Below are 17,829 nucleotides of genomic sequence, written 5' to 3'. Positions count from 1 at the left end.
ACCATGTATCACTCAGCGGTGATACCGCGTTCCTTGACTAGTTTGGACCAGCTCGCCAGTTCCCTGGTCAGCTTCGCCCTGGCTTCAGCCGGAGTAGAAGTTTCGGGATCAAAACCTTCCTTGATCATTTTTTCTTTCAAGACCGGGTTATTCAGTGCCTTCACCAGACTCGCATTCAATTTATCAATCAATGGCTTGGGTGTCGCCGCAGGAGCGAAAACAATGAACCAGGTTTCAAAGCTATAACCAGGCACACCAGCCTCAGCCAGCGTAGGCACCTCCGGCATCAGTGGCGAACGTTTCGGCCCGGTCACGCCCATCGCATTCAACTTACCGGCTTTGACATGCTGTGCCGCTGCCGACAGCACCGGGAAACACATATCGACCTGGCCGGAGATGGTATCGATCAAAGCCGGGCCGCCACCTTTGTAAGGCACGTGGGTGATGTCGACAGCTGCAACTGATTTGAACAGCTCTGCAGACATGTGGAAGGTGCTGCCGCTGCCCGCCGAACCATAGTTAAACTTGCCTGGGCTGGCCTTCGCCAGTGCGACCAGGTCTTTGGCATTCTTCGCCGGGAAATTAGGATTGACGACGAGTACGTGCTGCGATGTCGCAACCGTGCTGATCTGCGCCAAATCCTTCAAAGTGTCGTACGGCATCTTGGGGAAGATGGATGGATTGATCGCCAGCGACACTGTCTGCAAACCTATCGTGTAGCCATCCGGCTCTGCCTTGGCAACGGCATCCACGCCGATATTGCCGCCCGCACCGGCCTTGTTTTCGATATACATGCTGCCGCCGAGCGCTTTGCCCCATTCGTCGGAAATACGGCGCGCCACGATGTCGGCACTACCGCCTGGGGCGTAAGGCACGATCAAACGGATCGGCCGGGTCGGATAGTTATCTGCATGTGCAAATGAGGCACTCAGGCCTAGCGGTAGCAAGACCGCCGCGATAAGCGTAGGAAGCTTCATGTTGTCTCCGATTTGTTTTTTATATGAGACCAGATGCTATTCGTAATCACGGCAGATATAATTTCCACACAATTAATTCATTCGGTCGTTTTGGGAATCAATGGACGGTATCTCTGATCTGGCTTTTTTCGCCCTGCTGGTCAAACGTGGCAGCCTCGCCGCAGCAGCGCAGGAACTGGGCGTCACACCACCCTCGGTCAGCAAGCGACTAGCGGCACTCGAGAGTCGCCTGCGCGTGCGTTTGCTGAATCGCACCACACGCCGTATCAGCCTGACGCCGGAAGGAGAAATCTACCTGGCAGACGGTGCACGCCTGGTGACCGAACTGGAAGCGCTGGAACAACGCATCTCCGGTGGCAACATTACTGCCAAAGGCTTGCTAAAAGTCAGCGCGACCTTTGGTTTTGGCCGCAGGCACATCACGCCGCAACTCTCTGTGTTTGCACGTGAATACCCGGATGTCGAAGTACAGCTGCACCTGACCGACCGGCCAGTCAATCTGGTGGAACAGGGGCTGGATGCCGACATCCGCTTCGGTCAGTTACCGGATGCGCGACTCACGGCGCGCAAAATCGCCGACAATCGTCGCCTGGTCTGCGCCTCCCCTACCTATCTGAAAAAGCACGGTGTACCACTGGTGCCGCGCGATCTGCAAAACCATAACTGCATCCTGCTGCGTGAAAGCGACGAGATCTACGGCAGCTGGCATTTCAGCTCGGGCAGCAAACAGGAAACCGTCAAAGTACGCGGCACTCTCAGCGCCAACGACGGCGAATGCGCAACTACCTGGGCACTGGATGGACATGGCATCGTAGTGCGCTCGGAATGGGACATCGCACCCTATCTGCGCTCAGGCAGGTTGCGGGTCGTACTGGAGGAATGGGAACTCCCTACGGCGGATATCTACATCGTGTTCCCGACCAAAAATCACTTATCAGCCAAGACGCGTGCGCTGGTCGATTTCATGCTGAAAGCATTTGAAAACCATCGCCGCGACAGAACTGAAGCGGACAAGATAATCTGGTGACTGCTGTCACCTCGTAAATTAGTCTGTCCGCTGTGGCGCTGACCAGGTCAGCAATATCTTCAAACCGCCTAGCGCACTATGCGCAAGCTGTATCTGGCCATTGGTGGCTTCTACCAAATCACGCGCAATGATCAGCCCCAAACCTTGATGACCGGGGCCAGCTTCGTCCAGCTTGCCGCGATGTTGGAGTGTGTATAGTGTGGCCGCATCCAGACCTAGCCCGTCATCTTCTATCTGCAATTCAACCTTGCCATCCGCAGCCATTTGGCCACGCATGCAAACCTGCCTACGGGCAAAGCGCGCGGCATTCTCCAGCAACGCTCCCAGTAACTCCTTGAGATCATCCAGCGGCACCGGCACGCGCAAGGATGCAGGAATGTCGATATTGAACACGAGCGACTCACCTATCGCTGTATGTTCGATCACACCGACTATCTGCTCCGCCGCTTCTTGCGGTGATGACGCACTGGCGTAGAGATTGTTGCGCACCGTATCCACGCGCAAACGTCCGAGCTCAGCATACACGGCGGCTGTCATCGCACTAATCGCATGCTCAATCCCGTCAGCGGCTTCGCTGGCACCGGCGGCGCGCGCGCGATTGCTCTGTGCTTCCAGTGCTGCCAGTGGTGTCTTCAATGAATGTGCGAGATCAGCAGCACGGCGTTTGGCGCGAGTCAGGTCGGCTTCACGTGCATCGGCCAGGCGGTTGATCGCATCGATCAGGGGTGCAATCTCACGTGGATGGGTATCGGTCAGGCGCGACGCAGGATGGCTCTGCAGATTGAGTAATTCATGCCGCAATTTGCGCAATGGTTTAAGTCCGACACTGACTTGCAAGGCCGCAGCAGCAATCAGTACCGCGCCCAGTATCGCGAGGAATAAACCCAGGTCGCGACCAAATTCCTTGCGCGCCACATATTGCAGCACTTTGTCTTGCGCCAACTGTAACAGGATAGGCGGCGTATCAGGCGACAGCGAGATGCTTCGTTCGAGCAGGAACAAACGCTGACCAAAAGGACCATCTATGCTGCGAGTACGCCAGGCGCTGAGTGGTGGCACGGGTGTGGGTAGCGGTAATGACTCGTCCCAGAGTGAACGCGAACGCTGCATACCCTGTGCATTGCTGACTTGCCAATACAGCCCGCTGGACGGCAGGTTGAAACGGGGATTGGCAGGGCCTTCATCGACTTGCGGTTCCTGGCTGGCGTCCAGCTTCAGGTCGGCGAGCAGGATAATCGCTTCATTTTCCAGCTCCATCGCCACGCGTCGTTCGATATGACGGGCAAATAGCCAGGTCATCACGAACCAGGCGATCAGCATCGCAATCAGGACCGCGAATGCTGCCGCCAATAACAGCCGCAAACGAAGTGAATGCGCCCTCAATCGCCGGACCCCGACAACATGTAACCGAAGCCGCGACGCGTTTCTATCAGGTCGGCACCGAACTTGCGGCGCATGCGCAGCACCAGTGCTTCGATCGCATTGGTATCAACGCCGTCACTATCGCCGTACAAATGTTCAGCCAATTCTCCGGCGGATACCGGCCGACCCGGCTGATGCGCCAGATATGAAAAGAAGCGGAATTCCAGTGGCGATAAACGCACCGGCTGCTTGTCTATCGTCGCCGTCATGCGGCGCGTGTCCAGCGTCAGTGCACCACAAGTCAGGACCGGATCGGCATGACCTGCAGCACGGCGCACCAACGCGCGTGTACGCGCTATCAGTTCAGCCACTTCGAAAGGTTTGCCTAGATAATCATCAGCACCGGTTTCTATGCCCTCCACTTTTTCGGCCCAATTGCTGCGGGCCGACAGGATCAGGACCGGGAAAGTACGTTTGGCAGCGCGCCAGCGCTTGAGTACCGACAAGCCATCGAGCTGGGGCAAACCAAGGTCCAGTATCGCAACATCGAATTCCTCTACGTCGCCCTTGAACCAGGCGTCATTGCCATCGCGCGACCAGTCCACCACGAAGCCTGCTTCTTGCAGCGCATCGTGTACGTGCTGACCAACGTCCGGATCATCTTCTACCAGCAAGGCTCTCATCAGCGATCTCTTTCAATCATCGTCTTTGATGCTCAGCAGTGTCCCGTTGCGCGCATCGACCCGCACTTTACGCACCAGCCCATTTGCACTCAACACTTTGAGCTTGTACTCGAGCCGCTTGCTATCGAGCTCGACCTTGATCACTTCGCCGGACACCTGGGTCGCGGTTTGCGCCAGGATTTTCGACAAGGGCAAAATCTGCCCGCGCTGCAAGGCTTCATAAGCGACGTCGTGATCCTTGTCCTTGCCCGATACGAGCAAAGGCATCCCGATCGGGATGCAAAGGAAAAGCAGGAAGAAGAGTTTTTTCAGCATGGCAACAGTATATAGAAAGCCTGGCTGACATTTACCTGACGCTACTGGTGAGACAGATGTCAGCAAGCCTTGCGTATAACGGGAACTGCCAATCCGGCAGACTTAAAAAAAGAGGTTCCAAAATGGACAAGAACGTTATCAAATTCACCGTCATCGTAGCCATCTTAGCGGCCCTTGCCTTTGCGGTACAAGCCAAACCAGCGTCAGCGCAACCTGCACCCGTTACAAGCGCAAACACGCTGACGCCTATTCCTGCCGCAAAGACGCTCAGCTACGAAGAGCTGGAACGCCGCGTCACCGCGCAAGGATTGCGGATCAGCAAAGCGGAAGTACGCGATCTCTTACTCAAGGTAACTGCTTATGACAGCCAGCACCGCAAAGTAAAAATGATGATTGATCGTCGTACCGGCGAAGTCCTGGCACGTGAAATCAAAAGGGATTGAACGCAGATGACAACGAAATCGGGATTGCACTGTATCGGATCGTGCCGAGGGGTCGGAGCTCTGGAGAGATAAACCCTCTACCCCTTGTCATCTCAAACCCGTTGCACGATAACGGCAAGATGTTTCTGTGGATACTGGTCAAACTCAAGGTGTTTGCATACGCAACCAGCTTCAGCTATTACCTTGAGCAGGCCCGGAATACCGAGCGTGCTGTAATTGAGTTCAGGGCCCATATACGCATCGACGTGCTCGCCCTCGGCATCAAGCCCACCCGCAGTGAAGAGAAATACACCACCCGCATCCAGCGCATGCATCAGCTTCAACATCAACGCACGCTGATCCTTCAGAGCTACATGCCAGATACTGTCCCACGCGGCGATAAAGCGATAAGTGCGTGGTGGCTGCCAGCTACAGACATCTGCATGGTGCAGGCTCAACGCAGGATCGGCTGCCCGCGCCAGTTCTATCATGCGAGCGGATACGTCTATGCCCTCGATCTGCAGGCCATGCGTACGCATCAAGGAATTAAATCGCGTGTTGCAGCCGCATCCTACATTCAGCGCCCATCCCTCAGCGTCATCGGGCAGAAAGCGTAATGCACGCTCGTGTTGCGTCAGCCCGTTAAGCGGATCAAATCGATCGTCCAGCCAACGTTCTGCGAGCTCATCGTAGGCTAATGCGGTGGTGGTTAGCGGCATCGTTCAGCAGTCGTTCATGGTTATGAAAGAAGTAAACGAACATTCTGCATGAAGATTTGCTTAAAGAGGCGTTGCGGCAAGCGTTAATTTACTCGCCGCAACACCACGCGTCAGGTCCTTACCGGACGCGGACCATAACGCAATGTCAGCAAAGTACCCAGGGTAATCGCCACAGTCGCGAAGATTGGACCACCCAGCGCACCGACATGATCGACCAATATGCCACCACCAATTGCACCGCTGGCGATCGCGATCTGGAATGCAGCAACCATCAACCCACCCGCGGCTTCAGCCTGATCCGGCGCAGCCCGCACTATCCAGGTCTGGAAGCCGACCGGGAATGCACCAAACGCAAAACCCCACAGCGCAATCGCGACTGCCGCAACCACAGGTGAACTACCCGCCATCCACAAGGACGCTGCCAGCACAACGATCAGCGCCCCGCCACACACCACAGCGTAGCGCTCGCTGCGCTCGGCAATAAAGCCACCGGCAAAGTTACCGAAGAAACCACCTATGCCATAACCGAGCAATACCGCAGAGATAGCGCTGACCGACAGATGCGTGATGTGCTCCATCAATGGACGGATATAGGTAAAGCCTGCGAAGTGTCCGGAAATCACCAGCAGTACGGCAAACAAGGCAACCCGGATATTGGTGCGGCGTAGCAGTTCAAACATCACCTTGACGCTAGGATTGTCCTTCGGTGGCAATGACGGAATCGCGAAGATCTGCACCAGCAAGGTAATCACGCTCACGATACCGGCTGCGACAAACGCACTACGCCAGCCCCACAAATTGCCCATATACGCACCGATAGGTGCTGCGCCCACGGTGGCGACAGAAACGCCGGTAAGAATCAAGGACATTGCCCGTGCGAATAAATGATCTGGCACCAGGCGCATTGCCAGCGCTGCCGCCATCGACCAGAAACCACCAAGACCTATGCCGAGCAGCACGCGCGAGACCAGCAAGACGGAAAGTGTATCCGCCGTGACGGCCAGCACATTCGACAGCAACAACAAGGTAGTCAGCGCCAGGATCACGCGCTTGCGGTCAAAATTGCGGGTGAAAAGCGGAATCGTCAATGCAGCACCCGCCGCGACCAGCGCAGTCGCCGTTACCGCCTGACCAGCCGCCCCGTCGGACACACCCAGATCATTGGCCATTGCGGTCAGCAAACTGGCAGGCAGGAATTCCGCCGTCACCAGGCCAAAGACACCGAGTGCCAAGCTGGCTATGCCTGCCCAATTGGCGCTGCTACTCACAGCGGTGCTGCAGGTCTCACTGTTGCTGCTGACGTATTGAGAATCAGGGCATTCAGCGCAAGTTGCTTCATTCATTGCGGTACTCGGAAAGTTGTAGAGTGCACAGCTTACGATTAAGGCCCTGGACTTTCCATGTCATTAAAATCCTATATCATGACTATTCGTCCAAAAAGGAATGAAGAGCATGAAGGATGCAAATAACGCTGCGCAAGACACACGCGACACCCTGACTGAAATCCTGCTCGGCCTACGCCTCGATGGCGTTGAATACGGCCGCTGCGTCATGCATGAGCCTTGGGCAATTGCCTTTCCGTCGCGCCGGGAAGCCAGTTTTCACTTCATCGCGCAAGGTAATTGCTGGATACGCACCCAGAGCACAGACTGGATGCGCCTGAATCCGGGCGACGCCCTGCTCCTGCCGCGTGGCATGTTTCATGTACTGGCGAGTTCGCCGGAAGTCCCGACTATCGACATCGATGCGCTGGCCCGCACCGTCGTCTCAGAAAATCTTTTTCTGCTGAATGACGATAAGCCCACGCATCAGATCACGACAGAGGATGAGACGAAGGCACACATCCTGTTCGGCGGTGTCATGCGCTTCAATCTCGACCCCTTGCATCCACTGCTGGCGATGATGCCGGATGTCATGCGTGCCTGCGACCTGGCGCAACGCGATCCTGCTGTCCTCGTCATGCTGGAAATGATGGAGCGCGAAATGGCACTCGATCGTATTGGTGCTTGCGGCATCCTGGCACGCCTGGCCGATGTGCTGGCAGCCAGCATCATACGCGCATGGGTTGAATGTGCATCCAGCGGTGCCAGCGGCTGGATTGCCGCCGTGCGTTGTCCGCAGATCGGGCGTGTGCTGGCTGCGATACACAATCAGCCTGAACGCGAATGGTCGGTCGCGGAACTGGCCAGCGTCATGGGTGCTTCGCGTTCCAGCTTCGTGGAAAAATTTCCAATGCGGTCGGCGATACGCCAGCCAAGTATGTCGCGCGCGTAAAGATGTTCCAGGCGCGCTACTGGATTGCACATGAAGGCATGCGCATGGCGACCGTTGCCAGTCGCCTCGGCTACGATTCGGAAGCCTCCTTCAGCCGCGCCTTCAAACGCATCATCGGTCATCCACCTAGCGAAGCACGGATCGGATAATCGCAGGAACTGCGTTCAGCTTTACATCAATCAGCGGCGCGCGCGGCAAGCGCTGCCTGATCCAGCCCATGCGCGAGGGAGCGCTGCTGTTCATCACTGAACTGCGCAAGGAAAAGTTCTGCGACAGTCGCTTCGTATACCTTCCACATCTTCTTGCGTAGCGCGCGTCCTTCGGTGGTGATGGTAGCGTAAGCCGCCCTGCCATCTTCTGCCGAGCGTGCACGCGTGACCAATCCTTCCTGTTCGAGCCTATCTATCAGACGTGTGAGGTTGTAGCGCTCTATCGCAAGCGCCTCTGCCAATTCATGCATGCGCCGCGTACCGTTCTTGCCGCTCTCCAGTCCCCACAGCACGTCATACCACGCATACGTCGGCAGCCCCACGTCCGCCAGACGACGTTCTATCTCCTTGATGAGTACGCGATGAGTACGCACAAAAGAGAACCACAGATCCGGTTCGTTCGTATTCATTGGGCTCCTTAATGATTTATTTTTATATCGATTGCATTTGCAATTGAAATGATACCACTGTAGGATTGCCATCCATACGATTGCAATTGCAACTCATTTTCTGCCATCGCCAATAAGCCGCGTTCGCCTCGTTGCGAGCTGCCTCTGTATGTCTGAAATTTTCTGGGAGAGCTTCATGAATCAACCGTTAGCCGAAGTCGATATCGATCCGCAAGAAACGCAGGAATGGCTGGACGCACTGAATGCCGTGATCGATGTGGAAGGACGCCCTCGCGCTCACTATCTGTTTGACAAGCTGGCTGATCTCGACCTGGCACGGCACGGCGACTTGCATGGACGTGTGACGACGCCATACGTCAATACCATCACCTGGCAGCGCCAGCCAGCCTACCCTGGTGATACTGGCATCGAACGTCGCCTGAACGCCTACGTGCGCTGGAATGCGATGGTCATGGTGTTGCGTGCTGGCAAACATTCCAACGTCGGCGGCCATATTGCGACCTATCAATCGGCAGCAGTCATGTATGACGTCGGATTCGATCACTTTTTCCGTGGTCGCACCGAAGAGTTTGATGGTGACATGGTTTACATCCAGGGCCATTCCGCACCTGGCATTTATGGCCGCGCCTACATAGAGGGACGTATAGACGAAGCCCGGATGGACAATTTCCGGCGCGAATCGGACCGCGTCGGCCTGTCATCGTATCCACATCCGCGCCTGATGCCAGACTTCTGGCAATTTCCTACCGTGTCGATGGGACTTGGCCCGCTTACAGCTGCTTACCAGGCGCGCTATATGCGCTATCTGGAATATCGCGGATTGAAAAAGCCGCAAGGACGCAAGGTCTGGGCCTTCCTCGGCGATGGCGAGATGGACCAACCGGAATCGTTGGCCGCCATTTCCCTCGGTGGACGCGAGCGCCTGGACAACCTCATTTTCGTGGTCAATTGCAATCTGCAACGCCTCGATGGTCCGGTGCGTGGCAACAGCAAGGTGATACAGGAACTGGAAGCGACCTTCCGTGCGGCAGGCTGGAATGTGATCAAAGTCATCTGGGGCAGCGAGTGGGACAGATTGCTGGAGAAAGACAGCAGCGGCCTGCTGCAGCGACGCATGATGGAATGCGTCGACGGCGACTACCAGACCTTTAAATCACAAAATGGCGCTTATGTACGCCAGCACTTCTTCGGCAAATATCCGGAGTTGCTGGCACTGGTCACTGATATGACTGACGACGAAATCTGGAAACTGGCGCGCGGCGGCCATGATCCGAAAAAAGTCTACGCCGCCTACGATCAGGCGATGCGCACCACGGGACAACCGACCGTCATACTGGCCAAGACCGTGAAAGGCTTTGGCATGGGTGAAGCCGGAGAAGGTCAAAACATCAATCATCAACTGAAAAAAATGAGCGCAGACTCAGTGCGCGCTTTCCGCGATCGCTTCGCCCTCCCCGTCAGCGATGCAGAACTGGAAGACATGCCCTACCTGCGACCAGCGCCGGATAGTGCGGAAGCACACTATCTCGCGGCAAGAAGAAAGGCACTGGGCGGCTACATCCCGGCTCGCTTCAGCCAGGTCGAAGCGCTGCCAGTACCGCCGCTGTCTGCCTTCGCCAGTCAATTACAAAGTAGCGGCGAACGCGGCGTCTCGACCACCATGTCCTTCGTTCGCATCCTGACCGCGCTGCTAAAGGATGAGCATCTTGGCAAACTCATCATTCCTATCGTGCCGGATGAATCCAGAACTTTTGGCATGGAAGGATTGTTCCGCCAGATCGGCATTCATTCCTATGTCGGTCAGCTCTACACACCGCAGGATGCCGGGCAACTGAGTTACTACAAGGAAGCCAAGGATGGACAAATCCTGCAGGAAGGCATCAATGAATCCGGCGCCATCTCATCGTGGATAGCCGCGGGCACGGCCTACGCCAATCATGGATTGGCGACGATACCGTTTTACATCTTCTACTCAATGTTCGGGCTGCAACGGGTGGGTGACCTGGCCTGGGCCGCAGCGGATGCACGCACGCGCGGATTTCTGCTGGGCGCGACCGCTGGTCGCACCACTCTCATGGGTGAAGGCTTGCAGCATGATGATGGTCACAGCCATGTGCTGTCATCTGTCATCCCAAGCTGCATTTCCTATGATCCGACCTACTCTTACGAGCTGGCAGTCATCATTCAGGATGGTTTGCGGCGCATGTACGTAGAGCAGGAAGACATCTACTACTACATCACGCTACTCAACGAAGCCTATCAACATCCGGCCATGCCGGAAGGATCGGAGGCCGGCATACTTAAAGGCCTGTATCTGTTGCGCGAACACGCGAACCCGCAAGCGAAAGCTCCGCATGTACAACTAATGGGCAGCGGCTCCATCCTGCGTGAGGTAATCGCCGCGGCAGATTTACTGGAACAGGATTTCGGCGTCAGCAGCGATATCTGGAGCGCAACCAGCCTGACCGAAGTAAGGCGTGATGGTCTCGCTGCGGAACGCTGGAACATGCTGCATCCGGACGAAGAAATGCGCATCCCATATGTACAGCAATGCCTGGCCAGCCGTCGCGGCCCGGTTGTGATCGCAACCGATTATATGAAGATAGTCGGCGATCAGATCCGCCCCTTCATCACCGACAGGCGATACATAGCATTGGGCACTGATGGCTTCGGCCGTTCGGATACCAGGGAGTCCCTGCGCACTTTCTTTGAGGTCGACAGGCATTTCGTCGTACTGGCGGCACTGAAAGTACTGGCGGACGACGGCACTATACCGCGCGCCAAGCTGACAGAGGCAATACAGCGTTACGGCATAGACATCAACAAAGTTGATCCTGCTGCTGTGTAAAGCATACTGAACTTGTATCGGGAACATGCACCATGCGCTTGTTAAATATAGTCTGCTCTCCACGCGGGGAGCAGTCAGCGTCCATCTCTATCAACCATGCTTTCATCCAGGCATATGGCCAGAGATTTCCCGGGATGGAAGTCGATACGCTAAATGTGTGGGAAGAACATCTACCCGACTTTGACAGCCAGGCGATAGGTGCCAAGTACAAACGCGTGGCGCATGAAGCGCTGAATGACGCCGAGCACGCTGCGTGGACCAGTATAGAGAAATTGGTACAACGTTTCCGCCAGGCCGATCGCATCGTGCTGGGCATACCGATGTGGAATTTTTCTTATCCGTATAAGCTGAAGCAGTTGATAGACCTGGTCAGCCAGCGCAATATGCTATTCAGCTTCGATGGCACGCAATACGGCCCCTTGCTGAACATCGCACGCGCGCTGGTGATACACGTCCGTGGTCAAAGCCAGGGCAAGGACGTAATGAATCCTGGATTCGAGCACCAGGCTGCTTATATGGATTTCTGGCTGAAGTTCATAGGCGTAGCAGAAGTCTTCAGCATAGAGGTCGAGCACACCTGGGATGGACATGCGCAAGAAACGCTGGAACAAGCAAAAGCCGAGGCAATCGCACTGGCTTCCGCTTTCTGAAACTATTACGAACGCCTTACGCTTGCGGAACAGGAATACTCCAGCCCTTGTCTTTCAGATCGGCAGGATCAGATTTCAGCAGTATCTCGCTGTGCACTTCGAGTAATTTTTGCTGCCAGTTATACAGCGCCGACGGTTTTTCATTCTTCAAATCGTCCAGCAGCGGCTTCAGTGATTCCAGTATGTCGCGTTTCTGTGATGCATTGAATGGCGTAGTGGAATCATCCGTCAACACGCCCAATTCATACTTGGTGGTGCGGGTTGATTGTTTTGCTGATTGCTCTGCATACGCCTCGCTCAATACGCCTTTGGTATAGGAAATCCCTACCTTGCTCTGAGCCGTATCGTCTATCTGCTTGTAATAATAATTTTGCGACTTGTTGTCGGTGGTGAGTATCAGCGGCACATCCGGCACCAGTGACATATGATAACTCGCCTTCAGATTCGATTGTTGCTGTTGCGAGATGCTGCGATTGAACTGGTTGATGCCGCCTACCTGCGTAGTCTGCGATGCATCATAAGCAAAAGAATCGACTTCACTCAAATTCTTCGGATTCGGCGACGTCGTCACTTCTTTGACTGATGCCTTGAAATCAGCCAGACCGGTCAACATCGCATGATCGATGTCTGCCAATGAAATCTTGGGTTGCTGGGTTGGCGCGACATAGTCGCTATTCATCTGCGAGAAAGCATCCTTGAACATGCCCACCAGAGCCTTGTCGGCATTGCCGCGCGATGCCGCTTTATCAAACTGCTTCAGATAGCTATCGATGGCGGCGGCTCTCTGTTTGCCATTTCCCCAGATCGACGAATCACGCATATCAACGCTGACGTTCATGGAGCCCGCCGGTCCATCAACATTCAAAGTCCTGGTCGTGCTGTCTGCATGGAAGGCCAGCTTTTGTGGTCCATCCTTATCCAGCGTGACGCTGGACTGAAAATCTACCGAAGACAGAACCTTGGTATCGAACTTCGTCAGGCCGGAAAGATTAAGTACCGGCGGCTTAGCTGTCAGACCATCGATAGCATTCTGAAATCCAGCGGCCATATCGCCCAGCGCAGTACGTTCTGCTTCGCTCAAATCGCCACTGCTTTGCATCTGGACTTACAGACGATCATTCTCGCTACCCAAGACGATCTCGACGTCGATACCGCTTTGCGTCCGGATCTGCAGCTTTATCTCGGCTGCCGGATAGGAAGTCTGCTGTGTACCGGTAGACGTGATCGCCCCCGCCTCACTGCTTGCAAGCGAGACGGATTGCGTAAAACCATCCACACCATCCTTCAACATGCCCAGCAATGCACTGCCCAGGCCGTTGAGGCGATTGTTAACAGATGAGGAGAAAAAATTCCCTCCCATGAGGGTGGATACGGCGTCGTTCGAGCGCACTTTCCAGATAGGAGCAGATACCGAATAAGTCGGATCTATTGCGAGATTCTGATAGTTGGTGCCTAGTGTGACGATCGTCGACTGCTGTGGCGTCGAGGCTGATTGCGCTTGAGTCGTGCCAGACGATGCCCGGGAAGAACCGGCATATTGTGTAGTGGTCGACGACGCCGTGGAACGCGACACCGTAGACTGCAATGCAGACATGGATGTCATAAAGGTGACTCCGCTGTTTTTGTCATTTTTATCATCAGATCGTTATACCTAGGGCTCAACATCATCTCGCTGGCTTATCTAATGTATGTATCCATACATTGAATAGAGGATGACTTGTATAACGACTGGGTTGGCGGAAACTTGAATTACCTGGAGCCATACCTACATCTGATTACAGCTGAAATCATTGCCAGCCTACGCAAACGCCTCCACCAAAAACTTTTCCAGCTCCTGCTCTTCCAGCAGCTCTATGGAGAAATTCCCAAACTTCTTGGGCAACCAGATAATGCGCGTCCCGCTAGGTGAACTCAGATTGTCACGCGCCAGGGCTTTGCCGTTTTCATTTTCCGGCTGTACGCCCATCGCGACTAATTCATCATAAGCAGCTTCTATATCCGGCGTCGTATAACAATGCCGGTAGATCGTGCCCTCGCCTTTGCTATCCATCAATTCCTTGAGGTTGCCGCTGATGGGCTGGACCAGCATGAAACGTTCATCATCCCAACGGACGACTGCGTAGCGCACATGCAAACCGTCGCGTTGCCAGACCAGTGTCTTTGAAATCTGCGCATTGAATAGCCGTGCGTAATAGGCGCAGGCTTCTTCCAGATTGCCGACCAGGATATCGATGTGACTGAATCTCAGCTTCATGGTTTTGTTCGCGATGACCCGTCTTAACGACGATGTATCTTCATGATTTTTTGATGTTCGCGCATCCAGTCGCGGTCTTTTTCCGTGTTGCGCTTGTCGTATTCTTTTTTGCCTTTGGCCAGCGCAATGTCGCATTTCACGCGACCGCGTACCCAGTGCAGGTTGAGCGGCACCATGGTGAAACCGGATTGGTCGACCTTGCTCAGCAATTTTTTGATTTCTGCTGCGTGCAGCAAGAGTTTACGCGTGCGTACCGCTTCCGGATGTGAGAACGATGATGTGCTGTTCAATGCACTGACGTGTGCACCGAACAGGAAGATTTCATTGTTGCGCGCGATGACGTAGGCTTCCTTCAGTTGCACCCGGCCTGCGCGGATGGCTTTGACTTCCCAGCCGTCCAGCACGACGCCTGCTTCGTAACGATCTTCTATGAAGTAATCGTGAAATGCTTTTCTGTTATCTACTATGCTCATGACGATCTCTTTAAGGTAGCGAGAGTTTAACCCTGTGTGCCGCCTTCTGCAGCAGCAACCATCCCAGCTAAAACTTCCGCCTTGCATTACTATAACGGACACATTCGACAAGAAACGCATAGCGTTCACGAATGCCACCCATATAAAACATGAGCTCCTACATTTTTGTCCTGATGGTCGGATTGCTGGCTGGCGCGATTAGTGGCGTTATCGGTACCGGCTCCTCCATCATGCTGCTGCCGGTACTGGTCTACACCTTCGGGCCCAAACAGGCAGTACCCATCATGGCCGTCGCCGCTGTCATGGCCAATCTATCCCGCGTCATGGCCTGGTGGAAGCTGGTTGACTGGCGCGCCTTTGCCGCTTACTCCATCACCGGCATCCCGGCTGCAGCAATCGGTGCGCGCACCCTGCTGGCCTTGCCACCGCATCTGATCGAAACCTGCCTCGGCATCTTCTTTATCCTGATGATACCGGCGCGGCGCTGGCTGGTGGCACGCGACTATAAGATCAAGCTCTGGCAGCTCTCCATCATAGGCGGTCTCATCGGTTTCCTGACTGGCCTGGTCTTGTCTACCGGCCCGCTCAGCGTCCCTGCCTTCACCGCTTACGGTTTGGTGAAAGGTGCCTTCCTCTCCACCGAAGCAGCCAGCTCGCTGATGCTGTATGTCGCCAAGGTGATTACCTTCCGTGAATTTGGTGCGATGCCGCTGGATATATTCATCAAAGGCTTGCTGGTCGGCGCATCGCTGATGGCCGGTACGTTCATCGGCAAAGCCGTGGTGTTAAAGCTAAGCAATCAGGCCTTCCAGCACTTGCTCGATGCCTTGCTGCTGTGTTCCGGCATTTCCCTGCTGTGGGCTGCGTTTAGTTAATTATTTGCGCCTGTAGCGCCATCTGCGCCACTTCCAGCACATCCTGACTCAGGGCAAGTGTGCCATCCGTCAGAGTCTGCAAACGGAACCAGCCTGCTTCTTCTGCATCATCTGCCGCTACCGGCTCACCTGATTGCCAGGCACACTGCACGGCGACCAGTATGAAGTGCTGCCGCAACTCACCCTGTGCATCACGATCGTAGGCATTTAAAGCTGTCAGCACCTGTTGCGCGACGCCGCGCACACCGGTCTCCTCAAACAGCTCGCGCACTGCTGCCTGTTCGAGCGATTCACCGAATTCCATTTTCCCACCGGGAAAACCCCACAAGCCAACATCAGGCGGGTTCTTGCGGCTGACCAACAGGATTTCATCGCCACGTATCAGCACGGCAATCACGGCTGCGATGGGGATTGGTTTACTGCTATCGGTACTTACGGGTGCTTGCATAGTCGGATGGAGTTAACGCTACAGCGGACGAAGCCATCATTGTAGCGACTATCTGTCGTGCCATAATCAGCGCTTATCTCCTTGCACTTTATATCCATGTTCGAGCCATATTTAAAGCGCTGGCAGCTCATCTCCGACGGCCCTGCGATCGTCACCCATAGCAGCAGCTTGCTGCCGGTACGCATGGCGGGCATGCCTGCCATGCTGAAGATCTCTACAGTTAGTGAAGAGAAAAACGGCGGCCTGCTGATGGAATGGTGGAACGGCGATGGCGCAGCGCGTGTGCTGGCACGTGAAGACAACGCCATTCTGCTGGAACGTGCAATAAGCAATACCACGCTGACGGAGATGGCCATGCATGGCCAGGACGATGAAGCCAGCCGGATCATGTGCAAAGTGGCAGCACACTTGCATGCACCGCGTCCGCAGCCTTTACCTGAACTGGTGCCATTGGCACATTGGTTCCAGGCACTGGAACCAGCAGCTGCCAGGCATGGCGGGATTTATGCGCATAGTGCGGCTGTCGCACGTGAAATACTGAGCCGACCACAGAATACTGTGGTGCTGCACGGCGATATCCATCACGGCAACATCCTCGATTTTGGCGCGCGCGGCTGGCTTGCTATCGATCCCAAGGGGTTGCTGGGAGAGCGTGGCTTTGATTACGCAAATATCTTTTGCAATCCCGATCCATCTACCGCGGTGCAGCCCGTACGTTTCCGGCGCCAACTGGAAGTCGTGAGTACGGCCACCTCCCTCGAACGCAAGCGCCTGCTGCAGTGGATACTGGCTTACGCTGGACTGTCCGCCGCCTGGTCGCTGGAAGACGGCATGCAGCCAGACTGCGCACTTGGCGTTGCCGAGCTGGCCATGCATGAACTGGGCAAATGATCTTTACTTGGTAAAACGGCACCGGGTTGACGGAATATTCTAAATGGCTATACTCACCCTATCCCCAACTTGCATACACAGCTTGCAATGACCACCTCAACCTTCCTGTCGAAACGCATCAGTTCTGCGCCGAACAAGGAAGAGTTGCGCGTGCGTACTTTGCTCGCGGCTCGCGCTTCGACCACCGTGCATGCAGTCGCAAAGATGTACACACAGTCATCTTTTGTAAGAGACCTCGCCTGCCTCCCTTAGGCTCGGTGAGTGTCCACAGGAACGAAGCTTCGTTCCACCCACATCGCTCCCGAGCCACCCTCTCGTAAATTCCACGCTGTGTTGATGCCGTCGGCATCCGCACTGAATTGCCATTTTTTGGTCGATCTATCGTATCGGCCCGGAGCTATTACTAAAATGAAAAACGAACGTTACCTGACCCAAAACGATGCCGCCACCCTGAGCCGCATTGCCGAACACCTGCTGCGCATGGGTGAAGTTGAAGTCAATGCAGGCGAGCAATTGCTCGACATCATCTCGACTTCTATCATCCTGCCGGTTGATGTACAGCGCAAAGGCTATGTCACCCTGTACTCGACCATCTCGTACAGCCCGGTCGGCAGCGAAGAAGTACGCAAGCTGACCATCGTCTGTCCGCAAGATGCGAATCCGCAACTGGCACTGATCTCCGCATTGACGCCTATCGGCCTGGCTTTGCTCGGACGCAAGGCATTGAGCACAGTCGAAGTTAACCTGCCATCCAACCGTGTCGAGAAACTCAAGATTCTTGAGGTCTTGCCACTGGATACAAATATTGGAGAACTCGCACTCTCATGAAACGCGTAACAGCCATACAGCTGGTAGAGCGAGGCAAACGGCTGAAAAAATGGTTTGCCGCAGGTATCGCGGTCAGCATCACGCTGGCCATGCTGGTCATGGCCGTCGATTAAATATGCAGGAGTGTTGATGATAAGGGCAGCGTTTTACGCGGATGATCTGAA

20 protein-coding genes and 1 pseudogene are annotated in these 17,829 nt (G+C 55.0%); 9 read left to right on the top strand and 12 right to left on the bottom strand.

What is annotated here, in order from left to right; all coding sequences use genetic code 11:
- Positions 1-8 precede the first annotated feature (8 nt).
- Positions 9-977, bottom strand: coding sequence for a tripartite tricarboxylate transporter substrate binding protein (locus tag IXC47_RS13455; protein ID WP_195875940.1), 969 nt, complete (start codon positions 975-977; stop codon positions 9-11).
- A gap of 100 nt (positions 978-1,077) precedes the next feature.
- Between IXC47_RS13455 and IXC47_RS13450 the strand changes: the two genes are divergently transcribed.
- Positions 1,078-2,004 (top strand): LysR family transcriptional regulator, encoded by a 927-nt coding sequence (locus tag IXC47_RS13450; protein WP_175625866.1) that lies wholly within the window; start codon positions 1,078-1,080, stop codon positions 2,002-2,004.
- Positions 2,005-2,022: 18 nt separating this feature from the next.
- On the opposite strand, the gene IXC47_RS13445 is transcribed toward IXC47_RS13450, so the two are convergent.
- The 3 genes from IXC47_RS13445 to IXC47_RS13435 are packed head-to-tail and all read right to left on the bottom strand — an operon-like array spanning position 2,023 to position 4,364.
- Positions 2,023-3,354, bottom strand: a complete 1,332-nt coding sequence (locus tag IXC47_RS13445; protein WP_230089554.1) for a sensor histidine kinase — start codon at positions 3,352-3,354, stop codon at positions 2,023-2,025.
- Between the two features lie 29 nt (positions 3,355-3,383).
- Positions 3,384-4,049, bottom strand: a complete 666-nt coding sequence (locus IXC47_RS13440) for a response regulator transcription factor (protein WP_175625864.1) — start codon at positions 4,047-4,049, stop codon at positions 3,384-3,386.
- A 12-nt stretch (positions 4,050-4,061) separates the two neighbouring features.
- Complete coding sequence (locus tag IXC47_RS13435; RefSeq protein WP_175625863.1) at positions 4,062-4,364, bottom strand: PepSY domain-containing protein; 303 nt, start codon at positions 4,362-4,364, stop codon at positions 4,062-4,064.
- Positions 4,365-4,486: 122 nt separating this feature from the next.
- On the opposite strand from IXC47_RS13435, the gene IXC47_RS13430 reads away from it, so the two are divergent.
- Positions 4,487-4,807, top strand: coding sequence for a PepSY domain-containing protein (locus tag IXC47_RS13430; RefSeq protein ID WP_195875938.1), 321 nt, complete (start codon positions 4,487-4,489; stop codon positions 4,805-4,807).
- 92 nt (positions 4,808-4,899) lie between these two features.
- Here IXC47_RS13430 and IXC47_RS13425 read toward each other — a convergent pair whose 3' ends face one another.
- Together IXC47_RS13425 and IXC47_RS13420 are read right to left on the bottom strand one after the other, a co-directional pair.
- Entirely contained in the window at positions 4,900-5,505 is a 606-nt protein-coding gene (locus IXC47_RS13425; RefSeq protein ID WP_175625861.1) for a class I SAM-dependent DNA methyltransferase, read from the bottom strand.
- A 110-nt stretch (positions 5,506-5,615) separates the two neighbouring features.
- Positions 5,616-6,848, bottom strand: coding sequence for an MFS transporter (locus IXC47_RS13420; protein ID WP_195875937.1), 1,233 nt, complete (start codon positions 6,846-6,848; stop codon positions 5,616-5,618).
- Positions 6,849-6,948: 100 nt separating this feature from the next.
- On the opposite strand from IXC47_RS13420, the pseudogene IXC47_RS13415 reads away from it, so the two are divergent.
- A pseudogene (locus IXC47_RS13415) lies at positions 6,949-7,928 on the top strand (AraC family transcriptional regulator).
- Between the two features lie 26 nt (positions 7,929-7,954).
- On the opposite strand, the gene IXC47_RS13410 reads toward IXC47_RS13415, so the two are convergent.
- Positions 7,955-8,398, bottom strand: coding sequence for a MarR family winged helix-turn-helix transcriptional regulator (locus tag IXC47_RS13410; protein ID WP_195875936.1), 444 nt, complete (start codon positions 8,396-8,398; stop codon positions 7,955-7,957).
- Between the two features lie 175 nt (positions 8,399-8,573).
- Between IXC47_RS13410 and aceE the strand changes: the two genes are divergently transcribed.
- Both aceE and IXC47_RS13400 read left to right on the top strand, forming a co-directional pair.
- Entirely contained in the window at positions 8,574-11,246 is a 2,673-nt protein-coding gene (gene aceE / locus IXC47_RS13405) for a pyruvate dehydrogenase (acetyl-transferring), homodimeric type (protein WP_195875935.1), read from the top strand.
- A gap of 32 nt (positions 11,247-11,278) precedes the next feature.
- Positions 11,279-11,896, top strand: coding sequence for an FMN-dependent NADH-azoreductase (locus IXC47_RS13400; RefSeq protein WP_195875934.1), 618 nt, complete (start codon positions 11,279-11,281; stop codon positions 11,894-11,896).
- A gap of 16 nt (positions 11,897-11,912) precedes the next feature.
- Here the strand turns inward: IXC47_RS13400 and IXC47_RS13395 are convergent, their stop codons facing one another.
- From IXC47_RS13395 to smpB, 4 genes are all read right to left on the bottom strand, one after another.
- The gene (locus IXC47_RS13395) at positions 11,913-12,977 is read right to left on the bottom strand and encodes a hypothetical protein (RefSeq protein WP_195875933.1); all 1,065 of its coding nucleotides are present in this window, start codon (positions 12,975-12,977) and stop codon (positions 11,913-11,915) included.
- A 24-nt stretch (positions 12,978-13,001) separates the two neighbouring features.
- Complete coding sequence (locus IXC47_RS13390) at positions 13,002-13,499, bottom strand: hypothetical protein (RefSeq protein WP_195875932.1); 498 nt, start codon at positions 13,497-13,499, stop codon at positions 13,002-13,004.
- Between the two features lie 195 nt (positions 13,500-13,694).
- Positions 13,695-14,150, bottom strand: a complete 456-nt coding sequence (locus IXC47_RS13385) for a VOC family protein (RefSeq protein ID WP_195875931.1) — start codon at positions 14,148-14,150, stop codon at positions 13,695-13,697.
- Between the two features lie 23 nt (positions 14,151-14,173).
- Entirely contained in the window at positions 14,174-14,623 is a 450-nt protein-coding gene (gene smpB, locus IXC47_RS13380; protein ID WP_124572385.1) for an SsrA-binding protein SmpB, read from the bottom strand.
- A gap of 149 nt (positions 14,624-14,772) precedes the next feature.
- Between smpB and IXC47_RS13375 the strand changes: the two genes are divergently transcribed.
- Positions 14,773-15,498, top strand: coding sequence for a sulfite exporter TauE/SafE family protein (locus IXC47_RS13375; RefSeq protein ID WP_175625853.1), 726 nt, complete (start codon positions 14,773-14,775; stop codon positions 15,496-15,498).
- On the opposite strand, the gene IXC47_RS13370 is transcribed toward IXC47_RS13375, so the two are convergent.
- The gene (locus IXC47_RS13370) at positions 15,491-15,946 is read right to left on the bottom strand and encodes an NUDIX hydrolase (protein ID WP_175625852.1); all 456 of its coding nucleotides are present in this window, start codon (positions 15,944-15,946) and stop codon (positions 15,491-15,493) included. The two genes, IXC47_RS13375 and IXC47_RS13370, sit on opposite strands and share 8 nt — an antisense overlap.
- Before the next feature lie 96 nt (positions 15,947-16,042).
- On the opposite strand from IXC47_RS13370, the gene IXC47_RS13365 reads away from it, so the two are divergent.
- The 3 genes from IXC47_RS13365 (at position 16,043) to IXC47_RS13355 (ending at position 17,665) form a co-directional block, all read left to right on the top strand.
- On the top strand, positions 16,043-16,837 hold the full coding sequence (locus IXC47_RS13365) for an aminoglycoside phosphotransferase family protein (RefSeq protein ID WP_195875930.1): 795 nt from the start codon (positions 16,043-16,045) through the stop codon (positions 16,835-16,837).
- Between the two features lie 87 nt (positions 16,838-16,924).
- Positions 16,925-17,089: a hypothetical protein gene (locus tag IXC47_RS13360; protein WP_175625850.1), complete on the top strand. Its 165-nt coding sequence runs from the start codon at positions 16,925-16,927 to the stop codon at positions 17,087-17,089.
- Between the two features lie 156 nt (positions 17,090-17,245).
- The gene (locus tag IXC47_RS13355; RefSeq protein ID WP_175625849.1) at positions 17,246-17,665 is read left to right on the top strand and encodes a GreA/GreB family elongation factor; all 420 of its coding nucleotides are present in this window, start codon (positions 17,246-17,248) and stop codon (positions 17,663-17,665) included.
- The last annotated feature ends 164 nt before the right edge of the window (positions 17,666-17,829 follow it).

This window comes from Herminiimonas contaminans (assembly GCF_015645465.1).
In the GTDB taxonomy this organism is placed as follows: domain Bacteria; phylum Pseudomonadota; class Gammaproteobacteria; order Burkholderiales; family Burkholderiaceae_D; genus Oxalicibacterium; species Oxalicibacterium contaminans.
This window is presented reverse-complemented; position numbering and strand designations above follow the sequence as displayed.